This is a genomic window from Paenarthrobacter sp. NPDC089322, assembly GCF_040684895.1.
GTDB lineage: Bacteria > Actinomycetota > Actinomycetes > Actinomycetales > Micrococcaceae > Arthrobacter.
In genome coordinates this window covers 90,951-111,453 of record NZ_JBFBGW010000010.1, presented here as the reverse complement: position 1 = coordinate 111,453, position 20,503 = coordinate 90,951, and the positions used below count along the sequence as shown (strand labels likewise).

The following is a 20,503-nucleotide window of genomic DNA, read 5'->3' as shown; positions in this document are numbered from 1 at the left end:
GCATGTCGGCATTCCGCACACACGGCCGCGGTCATCTTGATGGCCCGGTGGTGATTCTTGGTACGGGCTTGCTGGGAGCGAGCATTGGCCTCGGCCTGCGCGGACGCGGGGTTCCTGTCTTCCTTTTCGATCCGTCACCCACGAATCAGGCAGTGGCGGTGGACATTGGCGCAGGCAGGCCTTTGGCAGAGCTGGAGGAGGAGCCGCAACTGGTCGTAGTCGCTGCACCACCCGACGTCACGGCCGATGTCGTGGAGAAGGCCCTGGTCGACTACCCTTCATCCGTTGTGGTGGATATCGCCAGCGTCAAAGCTGGGATTCAGCGCCAGTTGCGCGAGCGCGGCGTGGACTTGTCCCGCTACGTCGGGTGCCATCCCATGGCCGGCAGGGAAAAATCGGGACCGGTCGCTGCCAGGGGAGAGCTTTTTACCTCCATGCCCTGGGTGGTTTGCCCTTCGGAGGAGACCAGTGCTGACGCACTCCATACGGCACGTTCGCTTGCCGGGGACCTCGGAGCGATCGTGTCACAGTTCACCGCCGATGAACACGATGAAGCCGTGGCCTTGGTGTCGCACCTGCCGCAGATCATGTCCTCCCTGCTGGCCAGCCGCCTGCAGGGCACACCGCTGCATGCTTTGTCGTTGGCGGGCAACGGCCTTCGGGATACCACGCGCATCGCCGCGAGCGATCCTACGTTGTGGGTACAAATCCTCGGCGGCAACGCCGAAAAGGTCGTTAGCATCCTCCATGGCGTCCGCGAGGACCTGAACCGTTTGATCGGAACACTGGAAGCCCCGCTGGCGCCGGGAGCCCGACTTGATCTCGCCCAGCTCATCAGCGAAGGAAACGCCGGGCAGGCCAGGATCCCGGGCAAGCACGGTGGGCCTCCGCAGGCTTACTCCTGGCTCACCATCCTCGTGGATGACAAACCCGGCCAGATCGCGCACCTCCTCACCGAGATCGGAGAGATAGGCGTGAACCTGGAAGACCTGAGGCTTGACCACTCGTCGGGGCAGAACGTGGGTATGGTGGAGATTTCCGTGCTGCCCAGCAAGCATGACCTCCTTGTTGAAGCTTTGACCGATCGTGGATGGCGGGTACTTCAGTAATGACGCGTGAATTCTTTGGCCCGGAGACAGTTGCGCGTCCCGGCAAGCCCCTCGTGATTGCCATCGACGGTCCTTCCGGATCCGGTAAATCGAGTGTGAGCAAGGAAGTTGCCCGCCGCTTGAAGCTGGCGTACCTGGATACCGGCGCGATGTACCGTGCCCTTACGTGGTACTGCCTGAAGACGGGCGTGGACCTCCACGACGGCGCCGCTGTGGAACAGGCTTCCAAAATCATGCCTTTGGAGATCAGTACCAGCACCGCCACGGAGTACGTGGCAGTGGACGGCACGGATATCACCGAGGAGATCCGCGATCCACTGATTTCTTCGTCCGTGAGCGCCGTTGCCACCACATTGGGTGCCCGTACGGAGTTGATTCGCCGCCAGCGACAACTCATCGACCAGCACCACCACCGCATGGTGGTGGAGGGACGAGACATCACCACAGTCGTGGTTCCCGGCGCCGAGGTCCGCATGCTGTTGACCGCCAGTGAAGAAGCCAGGCTCCGGCGTCGTGGCATCCAGCTGGGTGGCACGCAGAGCAAGGAACAGCTGGCCGCCCAAGTGATCCAGCGCGACGCGAAGGATTCCACGGTCGTTAATTTCACGCAGGCCGCTGACGGCGTCGTGACACTTGACTCCTCGGACTTGAACTTCGAGGAAACCGTGGAGACAGCGCTAGCCATTGTCAGCAAGGTCATCTATGGCGACTGAGAAGCACGCAGGTGCCCCCAACGTTCCGGCGGGTTGGACACGGTTCTGGAGCCGGCCCATCGGATGGATCCTCGACCACGTCGTTTACCGCACGATCGTCTCGGGCAAGAGCAACATTCCCGCGGCCGGGCCGGTGATTTTTGCCGGGAACCACATCAGTTTCCTGGACGGTCCCGTGATGTTCGGTGCGTCGCCGCGTCCCATGCACATTCTGGTCAAGAAGGAAATGTTCAAGGGGTTCCTTGGCAAGGTCCTGAAAGGCTCCGGCCAGATCCCGGTGGACCGTGCCGGCGATCGGACAGCGTTGCACGTCGGCAAGCAACTCCTCGATACGGGGCGGTGCGTAGGGATCCTGCCGGAAGGAACGCGGGGGAGCGGGTCCGCGGAAAGCATCAGCAATGGCGTTGCCTGGCTCGCCGTCAACTCCGGGGCGACCGTCATACCGGTTGCGATCCTCGGAACGCGCACCGGCGATGAGCATCGCGACCATATCCCCACACCACGCCGCAGGCTGTATGTCAGCTTCGGCGAACCCCTCACGGTGCAGCGCCGGAAGGGCGAATCCGGGCGTGCTTCAATGGACAGGGCGGCTGCGGAGATCCGCGACGCACTGGCAGGGCACGTCCGCGATGCCGTCCGCATCACAGGCCAGGCTCTTCCCGCAGGGTCCTTGCCTGCGGAGCCCACGCCGCAGCACCGCCAAACAGCAGTAGCCGGAATACCGGCAGACCACCACTAAGGAAAGTGCAATGAGCGATACGACTCAAAAGTCCGGCTTCCACGGAGCAGGCGACGACGAATACACGCCCACCGGCACCGACCAGGTGGCTGAAAACCTTGCGGCCCTGAATGATGAGGAAGCCGAACTTCGGGCGGCCACGCTTCGGGCAGGCCTGGAGGACTACGACCTCGACGACGACGACGCAGCGCTGCTCAGCGGTGACTACGACGACGAAGGCGATGAGGGCCCACTCAAACTTGATCCCGTCCTGGCCATCATTGGACGACCCAACGTGGGCAAGTCCACCTTGGTCAACCGTATCCTCGGCCGTCGTGAGGCCGTGGTGGAGGACACTCCGGGCGTGACCCGTGACCGCGTCATGTATTCGGCCCGCTGGAACGGCCGGAACTTCACGCTGGTTGACACGGGCGGATGGGAACACGATGCCAAGGGCATCCATGCGCGTGTGGCCGATCAGGCGGAAATGGCCGTGGAACTGGCTGACGCTGTCCTGTTCGTTGTGGATTCGGCCGTTGGCGCCACTGCCACTGATGAGGGCGTCATGAAGATGCTCCGCAAGAGCAAGAAGCCTGTCATCATGGTGGCCAACAAAGTGGACGACTTTGCGCAGGAGGCCGATTCAGCTGCGCTGTGGGGCCTCGGATTCGGCCAGCCGTACCCCGTTTCCGCCCTTCATGGCCGCGGTGTTGCGGACCTCCTCGACCACGTCATGGACACGCTGCCTGAGTTCTCGCAGGTGGAGGGCGTGGAGCGTTCAGGCGGACCGCGCCGGATTGCCCTGATCGGCCGCCCGAACGTGGGTAAGTCCTCCTTGCTTAACAAGCTGGCAGGGTCCGAACGAGTAGTAGTGGATCCCCTCGCCGGCACCACGCGTGACCCCGTGGATGAGTTCATTGAACTCGGCGGCCGCACGTGGCGTTTCGTGGACACCGCAGGTATCCGTCGCCGCCAGCATATGGCGCAGGGGGCAGACTTCTATGCGTCCCTGCGCACGCAAGCCGCGCTCGAAAAGGCGGAGGTCGCCGTCGTCCTTCTTGCCGTCGACGAAGTCCTTAGCGAGCAGGATGTGCGCATCCTGCAGTTGGCGATTGAATCCGGCCGTGCCCTGGTGCTTGCCTTCAACAAGTGGGACCTCCTGGATGACGAACGCCGCCGCTATCTTGAGCGTGAGATCGAGCAGGACCTGGCCCACGTTGATTGGGCACCGCGCGTCAACATCTCTGCCAAGACCGGCTGGCACAAGGACAGGCTTGTTCCGGCATTGGACACCGCGCTGGAAAGCTGGGACAGGCGTATTCCAACCGGACGCCTCAACGCTTTCCTGGGTGAGCTTGTTGCCGCCCATCCGCACCCCGTCCGTGGCGGCAAGCAGCCCCGCATCCTGTTTGGTACCCAGGCTTCCAGCCGTCCGCCGAAGTTCGTGCTTTTCACCACCGGTTTCCTGGATCCCGGATACCGCCGCTTCATCACCCGCCGCCTGCGCGAAACGTTCGGCTTCGAAGGTACGCCGATCGAAGTCAGCATGCGCGTGCGTGAGAAGCGGGGCAAGAAGCGCTAAATGAGACGGGCATCACAGCCGACTTTGGCTCTGATGGCGTTGGCACCCTCCAACTTCGTGTAAGCTTTTGGAGGTGGTTCGGCCGGACTGCTTAGGTGGGACTCTTCGGGGAAATCCTAGGCGGAGAACGGTAGAACCAGCGGGCTGTAGCGCAGCTTGGTAGCGCACTTGACTGGGGGTCAAGGGGTCGCAGGTTCAAATCCTGTCAGCCCGACCATGAAGGCCGGAATCACGTGGAAACACGGGATTCCGGCCTTTGGTCGTTAAGGTCCGGGCGCGGGGCCGTCCCGCTGCTGAAAGGCTCACGGCGGTGGGAGCCTCAGCGTACGCTAGGCCCGTTGCAATGCTCCGAGCGCGCGGACAAGGGGTTCCAGTTCGGGGACCTGCCCGGCGGCGGCAAGCGCGGAGGCAAGGGTCTCGTCGTGAACGGGCTTGGCGTCGAGAAGAAGTTTTTGCCCGGCAAGTGTCAGTTCCGTGTAAATGCCGCGGCGGTCATCCGCGCAAAGGATGCGCGTTAGCAGCCCGCGATCCTCCAGCCGGTTTACCAGGCGTGTGGTTGCACTGCTTGAGAGCGCCGTGGCGCGGGCCAGTTGCTGCATCCGCATGTGCCATCCGTCCTGGCGGCTGAGCGCGTCAAGAACCGTGTATTCCACAACGGACAGCTCACTGGAGGACTGGAGCGCTTTCTCCAGTTCGGCTTCAATGCTTCCGTGCAGGGCGGCGAGGGTACGCCATCCCTGGGCCCGTACTTCAACGGCGTCGTCCTTGATGCCCATTCCTGCTGCGCTCCTGCCTTGAGTGAAAAGTCCGATTGCGGGCACCGCAAAGTAGTTGCTTGTGCAAATACAGCGCGTGTGCAACTATATATACGGCGTCTGCAACTATTATTCTACGGTTCCCTTTGACGCACTTCCACTTTCGAGGGGCCGTCCACTTAAAGGAGTTCTACATGCCCGCAGGGTTGATTGCCCTTGCCCTCGGCGGATTCGGCATTGGACTGACCGAGTTCGTCATCATGGGCCTCTTGCCCGAGGTAGCGGCGGACTTTCACGTCAGTGAAGCTTCGGCCGGCTGGTTCATCTCCGGCTACGCCCTCAGCGTCACGGTTGGCGCCCTCCTGGTGACAGCGGCCGTGACCAGGCTGCCCCGCAAGCCTGTCCTTATAGGATTGCTGGTGCTGTTCATAGCGGGCAACTTCCTTTCCGCAGTTTCCGGCTCGTACAGCGCCATGCTGATCGGCCGCGTCATAGCAGCCCTGTGCCACGGAGCCTTCTTCGGAATCGGCTCAGTGGTGGCAGCGAGCCTGGTCCCTGCCCACAAGAAGGCCGGAGCCATCGCCGTCATGTTCACAGGCCTGACTGCCGCCAATGTGCTTGGAGTTCCCTTTGGAACGCTGCTGGGCCAGAACTTCGGTTGGCGCTCGACGTTCTGGGCAATCACCGGCATCGGCGTCGTCGCGCTCCTCGGCATCGCACTGATGGTTCCCAGGACCGATGCCGCCAAGGCGCAGGGGCTCCGCAGCGAACTGGGGGCCTTCCGCTCGGGTCAGGTGTGGCTGTCCATCGTGGTGACAATCCTCGGCTTCGGGGGGATGTTCGGCGCCTTCACTTACATTGCCTTCACGCTTACTGAGGTCTCGGGATTCGAGTCCTCTGCTGTTCCGTGGCTCCTGGTGCTGTTCGGCGGCGGCTTGTTCGTCGGTAACTTCCTCGGCGGGAAGGCTGCCGACCAAGCCTTGGACAAGTCGTTGGCCCTCATACTCTCCGGGCTCGTGGTGGTCCTTGTCTTTTTCGCCCTCACGGCTTCAAGCGGCATCGCGACTTTGGTCTCCCTGGCCCTCATGGGCGGCTTTGGTTTCGCTACCGTTCCGGGCTTGCAGATGCGGGTGATGCACTTCGCGTCCACCGCGCCCACACTGGCCTCCGGCGCCAACATCGGGGCCTTCAACCTCGGTAATGCTCTGGGTGCGTGGCTCGGCGGTGTCACCATCACCGCCGGCCTTGGATACACGTCGCCCATATGGGCAGGGGCCGGAATTACTGTGGTTGCTTTGCTTGTCATGCTTGCCGCGGCTGCGGCAGCGAAGCGTCCGGAGCGCAAGGCGACTTCCGACGTCGAACGCGAACCGCGCGAGGCGACCGTCGCCTAATGCGGCAGCCCCCAAAGCAGCCCGCCACGGATTTGTCCGTGGCGGGCTTTCGCGTATTCATTCGGTCACACGGCGATATTCCCGGTTGGAATTTGCGCAATTCCGTGCCGGTACTTGCGCTTCTCCGGCCATCGGTAAATCATGGCAAGGACCTCGTCAGGCGCAGGGAAATTGTGCCTATACTTTCAGCGGTGGCCGGAAGCCCGGGCTGCCGTCGAGGTTCGAAAACGTCCCGATGAAAGGCGACCCATGAGCAATATTCCAGCCGATCTTTCCTATACCGCAGAACATGAATGGGTTTCTGCGCCGGATGCAGAAGGCGTAGTCCGTATTGGCATCACCGATTTCGCCCAGGATGCCTTGGGTGACGTCGTCTACGCGCAGATGCCGGAGCCCGGAACGAGCATTACCGGGAATGAAGTAGTCGGCGAGGTTGAATCAACCAAGAGCGTCAGCGATATCTACGCCCCCGTCACCGGTGAAGTCATCAACCGGAATGACGCATTGGACCAGGATCCGGCTCTCATCAACTCGGACCCGTACGGCGAAGGCTGGCTTTTTGAGGTGAAACTCGCAGAAGCTGACGCAGTGGATTCCCTGCTCAGTGCATCGGAGTACGAACAACAGGTAGGCTAAAGTTATCTGGCCCGCCCGGCCGCAATTCCCTGGTTAGGGAGGCGGGTAAGGCGGGCCAGCAACCGATTTGCCCGGCGGTACCGGGAGGCGGAAGTGCCGGCAGGATCTGGAACTGCCGGCGGATGAGGAGGAAATTCCATGATTGGCCGCGACAAGAACCGAGCCAATGTCGGAAACGGCGAGGAAGAACAGCCCACGTCGGAAACTACCTCGATCAGCATCACGCCAACGTGGGATGAGCCCGTCCTGGCACCCAGGCTGGCTCCGGAGGAGCGCGCGTCCGTTGATGCGCTGCCGCCGGACTCTGCTTTGCTCATCGCCCACAGCGGTCCCAATGCCGGTGCGCGGTTCCTCCTGGACTCTGACACCACCACCGCCGGTCGGCACCCCGACGCCGACATCTTCCTGGACGACGTCACGGTTTCCCGTAAGCACGTGGAGTTCCACCGGAACGCGAACGGTTTCGAGCTCGTGGACATGGGCAGCCTTAACGGGACCTACGTTAACCATGACCGTGTAGACCGGATCCAGCTGAAGACCGGCAATGAAGTCCAGATCGGCAAATTCCGTTTGACGTACTACCTGAACTCTGGCCGCGCAGCGGGCCGGGGCTGAACCCGGGGTCCTGCCTGTGGCAATGGCCCAGCCGGAACGTCGCGGACCGCAGGTCCTGAACATCGGGGAAGTCCTGGCTCAGTTGAGCGACGACTTCCCCGGAATGACCGCGTCCAAGATCCGCTTTCTTGAGGAAAAGGGACTCATCAATCCCAAGCGGACACCCGCCGGGTATCGGCAGTACGTGGAGAGCGACGTTGAGCGCCTCCGGTTCGTGCTCGCGCTGCAGCGCGACCAATACCTGCCGCTCAAAGTCATCAAGGATTACCTGGACGCCATTGATCGTGGCGAGCGGCCTGAGAACCTGCCTCCCGGCGTCACGGTATCGCCCAGGATTGTTTCTGCCGAGATGGCTGCAGAAATCCAGGGACGCGCCCGCGCCTTGACGGAAGAACAACTACGCGCTGAATCGGGTGCCAGCGTTCCCCTGCTGGAATCCCTCCTCAGTTTTGGCCTCATCAGTCATGAGGGCGGGAAGTTCGATGAGCACGCTTTGCAGGTTGCCCGGGCTTGTGTTCAGTTGGAAGGACACGGCTTGGAACCGCGTCACCTCCGGCCCTTCCAGGCTGCCGCCGAGCGCGAGTTCGGCCTGGTTGAAAGGGCTGTGGCGCCGCTGACGTCCCGGAAGGACGCCGCCTCCCAGGCGCGGGCCGCCGAGGCCGCCCGGGAAATCAGCGATCTCTGCCTCACCTTGCACAGGGCTCTTGTGCACCATCGCATCTCACGGATGGACGCCTGATGATCGAAGTCGAAATTGTCGGCGTGCGGATAGAACTGCCGTCCAACCAACCCTTGGTTCTCCTCCGCGAGATCAAGGGGGAGCGGCACGTGCCTATCTGGATTGGTACGCCGGAGGCCAGCGCAATCGCCTTGGCCCAGCAGGGAGTGGTTCCGCCGCGCCCCATGACGCACGATCTCCTGGTGGACGTCGTCGAGTCGCTGGGCCATTCGATCATCAGCGTCAACATCGTGGCTGTCGAGGACAACATCTTCTATGGACAGTTGCAGTTCGACGACGGCACGGTGGTAAGTTCGCGTGCTTCAGATGCCCTGGCGCTCGCGCTCAGGGCGAAGTGCCGCATTTGGTGTGCCGATGCCGTGATGGAGGAAGCGGGAGTCCGGATCACCGAGCATGACGAGGGCGAGGACTCAGAACCTGGACCCAGCGTGGATGAAGAGCGTGAAATGCGTCGGTTCCGGGAGTTCCTGGATGACGTGGAGCCCGAGGATTTCGAAGGCTAGGATCGCTTAAGCCTAAAGTTGAGGGTGAAAGTTTCGACACGCCTGCAGTTCAGGGCCCGGGTCTTTGACCTTGGGCCTTCCCGGGCCTAACGTCGAAGTATCAAGTTCCCGTTGCATACACTGCCCGCGCAAGTCACACTGGAAGGTGCGGACTTGTGGGAATTACACCGCTGAATTTCGGCGTTGTGTTAGTGATGTGCACCGTCCCCAAGGGAACTGAGAATTAGGAGGTCACGTGAGTCCGAAAGGCGAAGCAGGCGAGCTGAAGCAGGCCTCGACCGGCATTGCTGCGCCCGCATCCGGCGCCCAGGGGTTGCTCTTCACGGAGGACCTGCCTGTGCTGGACGAGGACGCGGGCTACCGCGGTCCTACTGCTTGCAAAGCCGCAGGCATCACGTACCGTCAGTTGGACTACTGGGCGCGCACGGGCCTGGTAGAGCCTGCCGTGCGGGGAGCCGCCGGCTCCGGTTCGCAGCGACTCTACGGATTTCGGGACATCCTGGTCCTCAAGGTAGTGAAGCGTCTGCTCGATACCGGTGTCTCACTCCAGCAAATCCGCACGGCCGTGGAACACCTCCGCGAGCGTGGTGTGGAAGACCTGGCGCAGATAACCCTCATGAGTGACGGTGCCAGTGTCTACGAATGTACGTCCGCTGATGAGGTGATTGACCTCGTGCAGGGCGGACAGGGCGTTTTCGGTATTGCCGTTGGCCGCGTATGGCGGGAAGTCGAGGGAAGCCTCGCCGCACTTCCAAGCGAGCACGCGGGCGAGCAATCCTTTCCCGACGACGAACTAAGCAAGCGGCGGGTCGCGCGTCGTATCGGCTAGGACCTCGGCCAACGTTCCGTCACATCGGCCAGGACGCGCTCCAGCCCCATACATGACAACACAAACCCAGAGTCAATAACAACGAAGCCGCCTCCTGGACAGGAGGGCGGCTTCTTTGCTGGAGGGGGTTGAGCAGTACGCCTTTCAGCGCTGCCGACGCTCCCGGACAGCCGGCTTGTCGGCGAGGAGGCTCTGGAGCAATTCATCGAACAGCTTGGCGGAGTTCTTGGCCGAGTCCCCAGGCCAGTGATGTACCGAATGCGCCGCCCCCTGGATCTGCTGCCAGTTCGCCTGTTCCGGGATGTGCGGAGTCAACAGCAGGTCGCCAAACATCGATTCCATTTCGGCCAGGCGGAATGTGTGCTCGGCTGATCCCGTACGGACGCGGTTGGCGACGATGCCGGCGGGGGCCAGGTTCGGGGCAAATTCTTGGCGGAACAACTGGATGGCGCGCATGGTGCGTTCCGTTCCGGCTACGGAGAACAGGCCGGGCTCCGCGACCAGGACAACACGGTCGCTCGCGTTCCAGGCCATCCGGGTCAGTCCGTTCAGGGACGGCGGGCAGTCCACCAGGACAAGTTCGTAGCTCGTGGTACCCGCCAGAACGGCTGAGAGCCTCCGGAGGTCACGGCGGCCAAGGTCCGGGCGGTCGTAGATCCCGGTGAAGGCGGAGCCTACTGCGACATCGAGTCGTCCGGCACTGGAACCGTTGGTGACCCAGCTGCTCTTGGCAACGTTTTCGGGGAGCCGGGCTTTTCGTGGGCTCTTCAGCATTCGGCCGATGTCCAGCTGCCCGCCCCGCTGAACGCCGAGTGCGGTAGTAGCATCGGCGTGGGGATCAAGGTCCACCACCAAAGTGGGTATTCCTGCTGCGAGTGCCGCGGACGCCAGACCGGTAGTCACGGACGTCTTTCCTACTCCGCCTTTGAGGCTGCTGATGCTGACTACTTGCACTTGAAAACCCAAAACCTAACGCCGGTTGCCGTATCGCGCTGTGTTCAGCTCCGGAAGTATCGGAGCCGGGGCTTGCCGAAGCCCCTTCAACATCATATGTGGCAGCACCGCGGATTCCCGCCTTCTACGCGCCCAAGGTGCGGACGAGGGGAGCGGCCAATAGCATGGCAGGGCGTCGCGCGCACGCATATACAACGCACATGACGATCCCTTTGTGATGGTTGCCACAAAGATTTGTGTTTGATGCTGGCGGCACTACACACTGTGACCACCGACCGATCCACCCGCAATGATGCAGGAGAAGTATGTTTTCGAAAATTCTGGTGGCCAATCGCGGCGAAATCGCGATTAGGGCGTTTCGCGCTGGTTATGAACTGGGCGCCAAGACCGTTGCCGTCTTTCCGCACGAGGATCGCAACTCGATCCATCGGCAGAAGGCCGACGAAGCTTACCTGATCGGCGAGGTGGGTCACCCCGTCCGTGCATACCTGGACGTGGAGGAAGTTGTCCGCGTCGCCAAGGAAGCCGGCGCTGACGCCATCTACCCGGGCTATGGTTTCCTGTCCGAGAACCCTGACCTGGCGCGCGCCGCCAAGGCTGAGGGCATCACTTTCGTCGGTCCGCCCGCCGAGGTCCTTGAACTTGCCGGCAACAAAGTCGCCGCACTCGAAGCTGCCCGCAAGGCAGGCGTCCCGGTACTGAAGTCCAGCAAGCCGTCCAAGGACCTTGAGGAGCTGCTGGCTGCCGCGGATGAGATCGGTTTCCCCATTTTCGCCAAGGCCGTCGCCGGCGGCGGTGGCCGTGGCATGCGCCGCGTTGAAACGCGGGAGGCGCTGCCGGAAGCCCTGCAGTCCGCAATGCGCGAAGCCGATGCTGCTTTCGGCGACCCCACGATGTTCCTGGAACAGGCAGTCCTGCGCCCACGCCACATCGAGGTGCAGATCCTGGCTGACGCCGAGGGCAACGTCATGCATCTGTTTGAGCGTGACTGTTCGCTGCAGCGCCGCCACCAGAAGGTCGTTGAAATCGCCCCGGCCCCCAATCTGGACGACAACATCCGCCAGGCCCTCTACCGGGACGCCGTCGCTTTCGCGAAGGCACTGAACTACGTCAACGCCGGAACCGTCGAGTTCCTCGTGGACACCGAAGGCGCCCGTGCCGGACAGCACGTCTTCATCGAGATGAACCCCCGCATCCAGGTTGAGCACACCGTGACCGAAGAGATCACGGACGTGGACCTCGTGCAGGCGCAGATGCGCATCGCGTCGGGCGAGACCCTTGCAGACCTTGGCCTGAGCCAGGAAACCGTCTCCATCAAGGGCGCCGCTCTCCAGTGCCGCATCACCACGGAAGATCCCGCGAACGGCTTCCGCCCGGACGTTGGAAAGATCACCGGTTACCGTTCGGCAGGTGGTGCCGGTGTCCGTCTCGACGGCGGTACGGTTTACTCGGGTGCCGAGATCAGCCCGCACTTCGACTCCATGCTGGTTAAGCTGACCTGCCGTGGCCGTGACTACCCGGCTGCCGTGGCCCGCGCGCGCCGTGGCCTCGCTGAATTCCGTATTCGTGGCGTTTCCACGAACATCCCGTTCCTGCAGGCAGTCCTGGCCGACCCTGACTTCAATGCCGGCAATGTGGCCACCGACTTCATCGACAAGCGGCCCGAGCTCCTCAAGTCGCACATCTCCGCCGACCGTGGAACCAAGCTGCTGACGTGGCTGGCCGACGTCACGGTCAACAAGCCGAACGGTGAGCTCACCGTCCACTCCGACCCCGCAAGCAAGCTGCCTGTCGTCGACGGTCCGGTTCCGACCTCCGGATCGCGCCAGAAGTTGCTGGAGTTGGGTCCGGACGGCTTCGCAAAGGCACTGCGTGAGCAGCAGGCCCTCGCCGTCACCGACACCACGTTCCGCGACGCACACCAGTCCTTGCTGGCTACGCGCGTACGCACCCGCGACCTCGTCGCGGCCGGCCCGGCCGTCACCGCGTTGCTGCCGGAACTGCTTTCCGTTGAAGCCTGGGGAGGTGCAACGTACGACGTCGCGCTCCGCTTCCTGGGCGAGGACCCTTGGGACCGCTTGGCTGCTTTGCGTCAGGCCCTCCCGAACACGTGTATCCAGATGCTGCTCCGCGGACGCAACACGGTTGGCTACACGCCGTACCCGGAAGAGGTCACCGAGGCGTTCGTCAACGAGGCCGCGGCTACCGGCATCGATATCTTCCGTATCTTCGATGCCCTGAACGACGTCAACCAGATGGCTCCTGCCATCCGGGCGGTGCGGGCAACAGGAACTGCCATAGCTGAAGTGGCACTTTGCTACACAGGCAACCTCCTGGACCCCAACGAGGACCTCTACACCCTCGACTACTACCTGGACCTTGCCCAGAAGATTGTCGATGCCGGTGCCCATATCCTCGCCATCAAGGACATGGCCGGGCTCCTGCGTCCGGCCGCTGCTGCCAAGCTGGTCACGGCACTGCGTGAGCGCTTCGACTTGCCGGTGCACCTGCACACGCACGACACCGCCGGCGGCCAGCTCGCCACGTTGCTCGCTGCTGTTGACGCAGGTGTCGACGCCGTTGACGTTGCGGCAGCGTCCTTGGCCGGAACCACGAGCCAGCCCGCGGCTTCCGCACTTGTTGCAGCCCTCGCAAATACGCCGCGCGATACCGGGCTCAGCCTGGAGAATGTCGGCGCCCTTGAACCGTACTGGGAAGCCGTTCGCCGTGTCTACGCACCCTTCGAGTCCGGACTGCCGGGCCCAACAGGTCGTGTCTACCAGCACGAAATCCCGGGCGGACAGCTGTCCAACCTTCGCCAGCAGGCCATTGCCTTGGGGCTGGGCGAGCAGTTCGAAGCCATCGAGGACATGTACACGGCTGCTGACCGGATCCTCGGCCGGTTGGTCAAGGTAACCCCGTCCTCCAAGGTGGTTGGCGATCTCGCCCTTCACCTGGTGGGCCTGAACGCCGACCCTGCCGACTTCAACGAGAACCCGCAGAACTACGACATTCCGGACTCCGTCATTGGCTTCTTGTCCGGCGAGCTCGGTGACCCTCCCGGAGGCTGGCCGGAGCCGTTCCGCACCAAGGCCCTGCAAGGCCGCAGCATCAAGGTGCGCGACGTTGAAATCAGCGCCGAGGACAGCGCAGCTCTCAAGTCCGATTCCCGGACCCGGCAGCAGACGCTTAACCGCCTGCTCTTCGCCGGTCCCACCAAGGACTACCAGAAGAGCGTGGAGACCTACGGCAACATCTCGGTGCTGGACACCCGCGATTACCTGTACGGACTGCAGCGCGGTGCGGAGCACGTGATCGAGCTTGAGAAGGGTGTCCGCCTGATCGCCCAGCTTGAGGCCGTCTCCGAGGCTGACGAAAAGGGCATGCGCACCGTCATGTGCACCCTAAACGGCCAGTCCCGCCCTGTGGTTGTCCGTGACCGTTCCGTCGTGAGCAACGTCAAGGCTGCCGAGAAGGCCGACCCCGCCCAGCCGGGCCAGGTTGCCGCTCCCTTCGCCGGGGCAGTTACCGTGACCGTCAAGGTGGGCGATGAGGTCAAGGCAGGGGACACGGTTGCCACGATTGAAGCGATGAAGATGGAAGCATCCATCACGACGCCGGTAGCCGGCACGGTCTCGCGCCTTGCCATCTCGTCGGTCGAGCAGGTCCAAGGTGGCGATTTGCTGCTGGTGATCGGCTAGGGTAGCCCTGCGGCGCCTGCGCCATACGAAGAAGAACCCCGTCCGGAATCACATGTTCCGGACGGGGTTCTTCTGTATTTGGTCGCTCAGTGAGCGCGTGGAGCGGAGTACATCTCCTCGATCACGGCGTCGAAATCCTTCATGACCTGTGCGCGCTTGACCTTGAGGGAAGGCGTAAGGTGGCCGGAAGCTTCCGTGAAATCTGAAGGAACAATCCTAAAGGACTTAATGGCCTCCGCTTGGGACACCGACTGGTTTGCCTTGCTGATGAGCTCCTGGACGGCCGCCTTGACCACGGCATGCTCGGCAGCTTCGGCGAGGGTTGTGCCGGCAGGGAGGCCGTGGCGTTCCAGCCAGCCCGGCAGGGCTTCCTCGTCCAAGGTCACCAGGGCGCCGATGAACGGGCGGTTGTCGCCCACCACAAGAACCTGGGAAACCAAGGCGTCCGCCCGGATCTGGTCCTCCAGTTGGGCGGGAACCACGTTCTTTCCACCGGCCGTGACGATGATTTCCTTCTTGCGGCCCGTGATCTTGAGGAAGCCGTTGTTGTCGAGCTCTCCAATGTCGCCGGTCCGGAACCAGCCGTCCGCGAAGGTCTCGTCCGTGAGGTCTTCGCGTTTGTAGTAGCCGCGCATGACGCAGACGCCCTTGGCGAGTATCTCGCCGTCATCGGCGATCTTGACGGCGTTGCCCGGCAGGGGAGCCCCGACAGTGCCGATCCGGATCATCGATGGCGTGTTTACGGAGACCGGTGCCGTGGTTTCGGTCAGGCCGTAACCTTCCAGGATCTGGAGGCCGATGCCTTGGAAGAAGTGGCCCAGGCGTTCGCCCAAGGGGCCACCGCCGGAAACAGCGTGGGCCACATGGCCGCCCATGGCTGCCCGCAGCTTGCTATAGACCAATTTGTCGAACAGGGCGTGCTTGAGTTTGAGGCCCAACCCCACGGAGCCGGACTGGCGGGCCTTGGAGAATGCGATGGCAGTGTCCACGGCCCGGTGGAAGATGGCGCCCTTGCCGCCGTCTTCGGCCTTGGTCAGTGCCGAGTTGTAGACCTTCTCGAAGACGCGCGGGACGGCGAGGATGAACGTAGGCTGGAAACTCTGGAGGTCCGCCAGCAGGTTCTTGATGTCGGGCGTATGGGCCACCTTGACTCCACCGGCCACAGCCAGCACCGAGATGAAGCGCGCAAACACGTGGGCCAGCGGGAGGAACATGATGGTCTTTGCGGACTCGTTGATGATTTCGCCCAAGGCAGCCCTGGCGTTCTCGGACAGTTCCACAAAGTTGCCGTGCGTCAGTTCGCAGCCCTTGGGGCGGCCGGTTGTCCCGGAGGTGTAGATGATGGTGGCCAGATCGGCGAGGCCTGCGGCGGACCTGCGCGCTTCAAGTTCTTCGTCGGAGACGCCGGCTCCGGCGGCACGCAGGGCGTCCAGGCCGGCTCCCTCCAGTTGCCACACGTTGGTCACGGAAGAGATGTCCTCGGCGGCCACGGCCTGCCGGATCACGTCCTCATGATGGGCCGCTTCGCCGAAAGCGGCCACGGCGCCCGAGTCGCCCAGGTTCCAGGCGACCTGCGACGGTGAGGAGGTCTCATAGATCGGAACGGAGACCGCTCCTGCATGCCAGATCGCGAAGTCAACAAGCGACCATTCATACCGGGTCCTGGACATGATTCCGACGCGATCGCCGGCACCTACTCCGCTGGCGATGAGGCCCTTGGCGAGGGCTTTGACGTCGGCAAGGAAGTCGGTGGCACGGATGTCCTGCCACTGGCCGTTGGCATCCAGCTTGGCGAACAGTGCCGGGTTGGAAGGCTTGGCAGCCTCCCGGACCAGAAGGTCCGTGATGTTGGTTTCCGGGGCGACATTGACGAGGGGAGGAACACTGATTTCACGCACGGTAGCTCCTTTGATATCCACGGGCCACGAGGGGGCTGCTTCCACTCTAGTATGCCCACTCATGGAGGTGTGTCCTATTTCACCTACTGGCGGGTAACTTTACGGATCTGGTGGTGATTCGGGCAACTTGGGGCCATGTTGGTCAGCGGATGAAGCCCGGGGTGAATGCTCCGAATAGGATGATGGGATGCCCTCTCTTCGGTCCAGTTTCCGCGCCCGGCCCAAGCCTCCCGTCGCAGCCCGGAAGGATGTTCCATGGGCAGCCCGCCGGAGCCACCTGGGCAGGAGGGGGCTGGCCATCGGGATCGATATCGGCGGCACCAAAGTAGCTGCCGGGGTTGTTGATGCGGAGGGCCGGGTCTTGGCCGAGGCGCGGCGGTCCACTCCCGGTTCGGACCCCCGTGCCGTCGAGCACACCATCGCGGAGCTCGTCAACGAGCTCAGTGCCGAACACCGGATAGCCTCAGTCGGGATCGGCGCGGCGGGGTGGATGGACCTCGACGGCGGCACGGTGCTGTTCAGCCCGCATCTCGCCTGGCGTAATGAACCCCTGCGTGAGAGCCTCCAGAATCTGTTGCGGCGCCCGGTGCTGTTGACCAACGACGCCGATGCGGCGGCTTGGGCGGAATGGCGCTTCGGCGCGGGGCAGGGCGAAAGCCGCCTCGTGTGCATCACCCTGGGCACCGGCATCGGCGGTGCAATGGTGCTGGACGGGCGGGTGGAACGCGGCCGCTATGGTGTTGCCGGCGAATTCGGCCACCAGATCATCTTCCCGGGCGGGCACCGCTGCGAATGCGGCAACCGGGGGTGTTGGGAGCAATACGCCTCAGGCAACGCCCTCGGCCGTGAAGCGCGACAACTGGTCCGCACCAACTCCCCGGAAGGCCGCGCGCTCCTGGAAAGGGCGGGCGGCGTCGCGGACAGCATTACGGGGGCTGCGGTGACTGCGTTGGCCCTTGCCGGCGACGCGACGTCCCGCGAGCTGCTTGCCGACCAAGGCGAGTGGCTGGGCTTGGGGCTGGCCAACCTTGCCGCCGCGCTGGACCCCGGCATGTTTGTTATCGGCGGGGGATTGTGCGACGCGGGGGAACTGCTGGCAGGACCGGCGAGGGAAGCGTTTGCGAAAAACCTGACGGGTCGTGGGTTCCGGCCAATGGCCAGGATCGAGCTCGCCGCCCTCGGTCCGCGTGCCGGCATGATTGGAGCTGCTGACCTATCGAGGGTCAGTGGCCGTGCCCACAGCTAGAACCCGGCAACTGCCGCTCACCGGGGTGACTGCGCGAGGTGCCATTGACGCCTAGATGCGTGCGCCGTCGTCGTCCTCGTTCTTTTCGTGCGGAAGCCGCATGATGAGGTAGACAACGGAGGCAACAAACGCTCCCACAATGCCCAGGATGGCCAACAACGGTGCCGACCGCCAGAACATTGCAGTGAACAGCAGGGCGACGGGACCGCCCACCGCGCCGAGCCAAGCCAGCATGGTCAGCGGTTCGGTGCCAGCCAGGCTGGGTGGTTCTTCGGGGACGAAGGCGTCTCCGTCATCATCGACGTCGTAGTCCCGCGGGCCCGAGGACCGCCCCGCCTTCGCGGCGTCGGGGTCCGTTGACGGCGCCGGAGCAGGAGTGGCAAGCCCCAGGGGATCGAAGTCCCGGAATCCTTTGGGGCTTTCATCCCGGGCTACTCCTTGAGGAGCTGTTTCCCCCTGCAGGCCGGCAGTTTCATCAGCATCATGCAACGGCGAGGACTCGGTGGCTTCCAGCCGGGCCACGAGATCCATCCAGATGGCGTCGTCCTCATTGTTGGCGCTTTGGTCGGCGGAGTTGGGATCAGGCCTGTTCATCGGCTTTTTCCTTTTCAGGGGAGGGTCCGCTGCCGGTCAGGGCGGCCATGGTCTTCTGGATGAATTCCACCGTGCCTGCGAAAATCTCCGGGGCATCGTTGTCGAGCGTCGCCACGTGGCGGCTGTTGCCCAGGTAGCTGACATCCACGGGGGCCTGCACCCGGGATCGCAGGAATTCCAGGCTCGCGTTGGACACCACGTTATCCACCGTGGAGCGGAAGACCCGCACGGGAGTACTGATCCGCGGAAGGATGGCCGCAGTATCCCTGTACATCTTTTTCAGTTCATGGGCCGCCGCAACGGGGGTCCGTGCGTACGCCCCTTCGTCCTGGTCCGGCTTCAGGATGTCGTTGGCGATGGCCGGCGTACTCTTCACCACGTACTTGAGGGCAGCAACAATGGCCGCACGGGGATCATCGAGGACAAGCCCCGGATTGACCACGATGGTTCCTGCCACCGGCCGCGTCGCCGCGATGCGCAATGCCAGCGTTCCGCCCATGGAGAGTCCGGCAGCGAAGACGTAATCGCACTCTGAAGCCAGTTCCCTGTAAGCCAGGTCCACGGCGCCGTGCCACTCCCGCCAGGAACGGGTCGCCATGTCCTGCCATGTGGTTCCGTGGCCCGGCAGCAGCGGAAGCCGGACTGCGTATCCGGCTGCCGCAAGGTGCTCGGCCCAAGGACGCACGCTGTGGGGGCTTCCCGTAAATCCGTGGGACATGACCACGCCCACACGCGGGCCGGTGCCGTTCCAGCTGCTCAGGAAGGGCGAGAAATCGGGAAGCATTTTCATGATGACTCCGAGGCTACTCTGTCCTTGGCATGCTGGCGGAAAAACGCAGCTGATTCTTCGAAGATCGTGGGAGCATCCACGTCAAGTGTCGCCACGTGCCCGCTGCCCGGAAGGCTGACCACCTTAAGCCGGGACGGGGCCAGGTGCTTGGTGATCATGTCGAGGGAGCTTGGTGGGATGACACCGTCCACCGCCGACTTGAAGACAAGTGCAGGCGCTTGGACCTGTGGCAGTGCGCGGCTGGCCTGGCGGAAGAGCTTCTTCAGCTCGTGGACCGACTTCAACGGCGTCTTCGAGTAGTCCCCGTTTTCGGTGGGGGCCGCTGTAGGCTTTTCTTCCTCTATGGGAGTGGTGGTCCGCATGACGTACTTAAGCGCACCCACATACCGGACCCGGCGATCGTAAAAGCTCAACCCCGGATTCACCAGGACCAGGCCGGGAACATCGTGCAGCGACGCAATGCGCAGGGCGACGGCTCCGCCCATGGACAGCCCGGCCACGAAGCAGGTTTCTGTCCGACCCGCGAGGTCCAGGTAGCTCTGCTCGAACGTCCTGTACCAGTCCTGCCAGCGGGTTGTCGCAAGATCATGCCAACTGGTCCCGTGTCCGGGGAGCAGCGGTACGGACACAGCAAAGCCTTGCTCAGCCAAATACTCCGCCCAAGGCAGCACGCTCAGCGGACTGCCGGTGAAACCGTGGCAAATGGCGATCCCGGTGGAGGCGTTGGCTCCGTGTCCGGGGTGGTGGTAGGCGAGCGGCGGCGGGGCAGCCTCGTTGCGTTCCGTCATGGCTCCATCGTGTCACTGTTCCGGACATTTCTCACTGGAGTAGGGTTGCTGGTGAGCCGCCCGGCAGCCCGGGCGCACGCCAGCCACCGGCCGTGAGAGGACAAGCGTGTTCTATTGGGTCATGAAGAGGATCTTTCTCGGTCCTGTTCTCAAGCTCCTGTTCAGGCCTTGGGTGAAAGGGCTGGACAACGTTCCGGAAACCGGCCCGGCGATCCTGGCATCCAACCATCTGTCCTTCTCGGACTCGATCTTCCTTCCCTTGCTGGTACACCGGCCCGTGATCTTCCTCGCCAAATCCGAGTACTTTACGGGCAAGGGCCTCAAGGGACGGCTGACGGCGCTCTTCTTCCGGCTCAGCAACCAACTGCCCATGGACCGCTCCGGAGGTGCAGCTTCCGAGCTGTCACTGCAAGCCGGAAAGGACGTCCTGAACTCAGGCGGCCTCCTTGGCATCTATCCGGAGGGTACCCGCAGCCCGGACGCCAGGCTCTACCGCGGCAAGGTCGGCGTGGCCAAGCTCGCACTCCAAACCCGTGTCCCGGTGGTGCCCGTGGCCATGATCGGGACCGAGAAAGTGCAGCCCATTGGCAAGCGGCTCCCGAACATCCGCAGGATAGGCATCATTTTTGGCCAGCCCCTGGACTTCAGCCGCTATTACGGCATGGAAGAGGACCGGCTGATCCAACGAGCGGTCACGGACGAAATCATGTACGAACTGATGCGCCTGTCCGGCCAGGAATACGTGGACGAGTACGCGGCCGTGGTCAAGGCCCGGTTGGCCGGCAAGGGGCCGGAGCCCGTGGAGAAAATCGAAGCGGCCCAAGACTCGGCAGCGGACATTGCCGACGACCGGGATGAACCCGGAAGCGAGGAACCGAAGGCCGTCTGACAGCCACGCATCGGACCGGCGGACTGTGACGCATCAGGCAGGGACAGTTA

The 20,503-nt window shown here is 63.2% G+C and carries 19 protein-coding genes and 1 tRNA gene; 14 read left to right on the top strand and 6 right to left on the bottom strand.

The window, feature by feature from the left end:
• Positions 1-2: 2 nt before the first annotated feature.
• The 5 genes from AB0N65_RS12240 to AB0N65_RS12220 all read left to right on the top strand — a co-directional run bounded on the left by AB0N65_RS12240 (position 3) and on the right by AB0N65_RS12220 (position 4,339).
• Positions 3-1,109 (top strand): prephenate dehydrogenase, encoded by a 1,107-nt coding sequence (locus AB0N65_RS12240; protein ID WP_364161528.1) that lies wholly within the window; start codon positions 3-5, stop codon positions 1,107-1,109.
• On the top strand, positions 1,109-1,822 hold the full coding sequence (gene cmk, locus AB0N65_RS12235) for a (d)CMP kinase (protein WP_364161526.1): 714 nt from the start codon (positions 1,109-1,111) through the stop codon (positions 1,820-1,822). The genes AB0N65_RS12240 and cmk overlap by 1 nt, the downstream gene beginning before the upstream one ends.
• On the top strand, positions 1,812-2,561 hold the full coding sequence (locus AB0N65_RS12230; RefSeq protein WP_364161524.1) for a lysophospholipid acyltransferase family protein: 750 nt from the start codon (positions 1,812-1,814) through the stop codon (positions 2,559-2,561). The genes cmk and AB0N65_RS12230 overlap by 11 nt, the downstream gene beginning before the upstream one ends.
• Before the next feature lie 10 nt (positions 2,562-2,571).
• Positions 2,572-4,122, top strand: a complete 1,551-nt coding sequence (gene der, locus AB0N65_RS12225; RefSeq protein ID WP_364161522.1) for a ribosome biogenesis GTPase Der — start codon at positions 2,572-2,574, stop codon at positions 4,120-4,122.
• Between the two features lie 140 nt (positions 4,123-4,262).
• A tRNA-Pro gene (locus tag AB0N65_RS12220) sits at positions 4,263-4,339 on the top strand.
• A gap of 112 nt (positions 4,340-4,451) precedes the next feature.
• On the opposite strand, the gene AB0N65_RS12215 is transcribed toward AB0N65_RS12220, so the two are convergent.
• Positions 4,452-4,898: a MarR family transcriptional regulator gene (locus AB0N65_RS12215; protein WP_364161521.1), complete on the bottom strand. Its 447-nt coding sequence runs from the start codon at positions 4,896-4,898 to the stop codon at positions 4,452-4,454.
• 173 nt (positions 4,899-5,071) lie between these two features.
• On the opposite strand from AB0N65_RS12215, the gene AB0N65_RS12210 reads away from it, so the two are divergent.
• The 6 genes from AB0N65_RS12210 (at position 5,072) to AB0N65_RS12185 (ending at position 9,593) form a co-directional block, all read left to right on the top strand.
• Positions 5,072-6,271 (top strand): MFS transporter, encoded by a 1,200-nt coding sequence (locus AB0N65_RS12210; RefSeq protein ID WP_364161519.1) that lies wholly within the window; start codon positions 5,072-5,074, stop codon positions 6,269-6,271.
• A 249-nt stretch (positions 6,272-6,520) separates the two neighbouring features.
• Positions 6,521-6,907 (top strand): glycine cleavage system protein GcvH, encoded by a 387-nt coding sequence (gcvH, locus tag AB0N65_RS12205; protein WP_364161517.1) that lies wholly within the window; start codon positions 6,521-6,523, stop codon positions 6,905-6,907.
• Between the two features lie 138 nt (positions 6,908-7,045).
• The gene (locus AB0N65_RS12200; protein WP_364161515.1) at positions 7,046-7,522 is read left to right on the top strand and encodes an FHA domain-containing protein; all 477 of its coding nucleotides are present in this window, start codon (positions 7,046-7,048) and stop codon (positions 7,520-7,522) included.
• Between the two features lie 22 nt (positions 7,523-7,544).
• Positions 7,545-8,261, top strand: coding sequence for a MerR family transcriptional regulator (locus AB0N65_RS12195; RefSeq protein ID WP_364161514.1), 717 nt, complete (start codon positions 7,545-7,547; stop codon positions 8,259-8,261).
• Positions 8,261-8,764 carry a bifunctional nuclease family protein gene (locus AB0N65_RS12190; RefSeq protein WP_364161513.1) on the top strand — a complete coding sequence of 168 codons (504 nt, stop codon included), beginning with the start codon at positions 8,261-8,263 and terminating at the stop codon, positions 8,762-8,764. Before AB0N65_RS12195 ends, AB0N65_RS12190 begins: the two co-directional genes overlap by 1 nt.
• Positions 8,765-8,999: 235 nt before the next feature.
• Positions 9,000-9,593, top strand: coding sequence for a MerR family transcriptional regulator (locus tag AB0N65_RS12185; protein ID WP_364161511.1), 594 nt, complete (start codon positions 9,000-9,002; stop codon positions 9,591-9,593).
• A gap of 144 nt (positions 9,594-9,737) precedes the next feature.
• On the opposite strand, the gene AB0N65_RS12180 is transcribed toward AB0N65_RS12185, so the two are convergent.
• Positions 9,738-10,547 (bottom strand): ParA family protein, encoded by an 810-nt coding sequence (locus AB0N65_RS12180; protein WP_364161509.1) that lies wholly within the window; start codon positions 10,545-10,547, stop codon positions 9,738-9,740.
• Positions 10,548-10,852: 305 nt separating this feature from the next.
• Here AB0N65_RS12180 and AB0N65_RS12175 point away from each other — a divergent pair, with 305 nt between their 5' ends.
• Positions 10,853-14,248: a pyruvate carboxylase gene (locus tag AB0N65_RS12175; RefSeq protein ID WP_364161507.1), complete on the top strand. Its 3,396-nt coding sequence runs from the start codon at positions 10,853-10,855 to the stop codon at positions 14,246-14,248.
• Positions 14,249-14,334: 86 nt separating this feature from the next.
• Here the strand turns inward: AB0N65_RS12175 and AB0N65_RS12170 are convergent, their stop codons facing one another.
• On the bottom strand, positions 14,335-16,146 hold the full coding sequence (locus tag AB0N65_RS12170) for a long-chain fatty acid--CoA ligase (protein WP_364161505.1): 1,812 nt from the start codon (positions 16,144-16,146) through the stop codon (positions 14,335-14,337).
• Between the two features lie 187 nt (positions 16,147-16,333).
• On the opposite strand from AB0N65_RS12170, the gene AB0N65_RS12165 reads away from it, so the two are divergent.
• Entirely contained in the window at positions 16,334-17,392 is a 1,059-nt protein-coding gene (locus tag AB0N65_RS12165) for an ROK family protein (RefSeq protein WP_364161503.1), read from the top strand.
• Between the two features lie 51 nt (positions 17,393-17,443).
• Here AB0N65_RS12165 and AB0N65_RS12160 read toward each other — a convergent pair whose 3' ends face one another.
• The 3 genes from AB0N65_RS12160 to AB0N65_RS12150 are packed head-to-tail and all read right to left on the bottom strand — an operon-like array spanning position 17,444 to position 19,564.
• Complete coding sequence (locus AB0N65_RS12160) at positions 17,444-17,986, bottom strand: hypothetical protein (protein ID WP_364161501.1); 543 nt, start codon at positions 17,984-17,986, stop codon at positions 17,444-17,446.
• Positions 17,973-18,776 (bottom strand): alpha/beta fold hydrolase, encoded by an 804-nt coding sequence (locus AB0N65_RS12155; protein ID WP_364161499.1) that lies wholly within the window; start codon positions 18,774-18,776, stop codon positions 17,973-17,975. Before AB0N65_RS12155 ends, AB0N65_RS12160 begins: the two co-directional genes overlap by 14 nt.
• Complete coding sequence (locus AB0N65_RS12150) at positions 18,773-19,564, bottom strand: alpha/beta fold hydrolase (RefSeq protein ID WP_364161497.1); 792 nt, start codon at positions 19,562-19,564, stop codon at positions 18,773-18,775. The genes AB0N65_RS12155 and AB0N65_RS12150 overlap by 4 nt, the downstream gene beginning before the upstream one ends.
• A gap of 106 nt (positions 19,565-19,670) precedes the next feature.
• Between AB0N65_RS12150 and AB0N65_RS12145 the strand changes: the two genes are divergently transcribed.
• On the top strand, positions 19,671-20,453 hold the full coding sequence (locus AB0N65_RS12145; RefSeq protein WP_364161495.1) for a lysophospholipid acyltransferase family protein: 783 nt from the start codon (positions 19,671-19,673) through the stop codon (positions 20,451-20,453).
• The last annotated feature ends 50 nt before the right edge of the window (positions 20,454-20,503 follow it).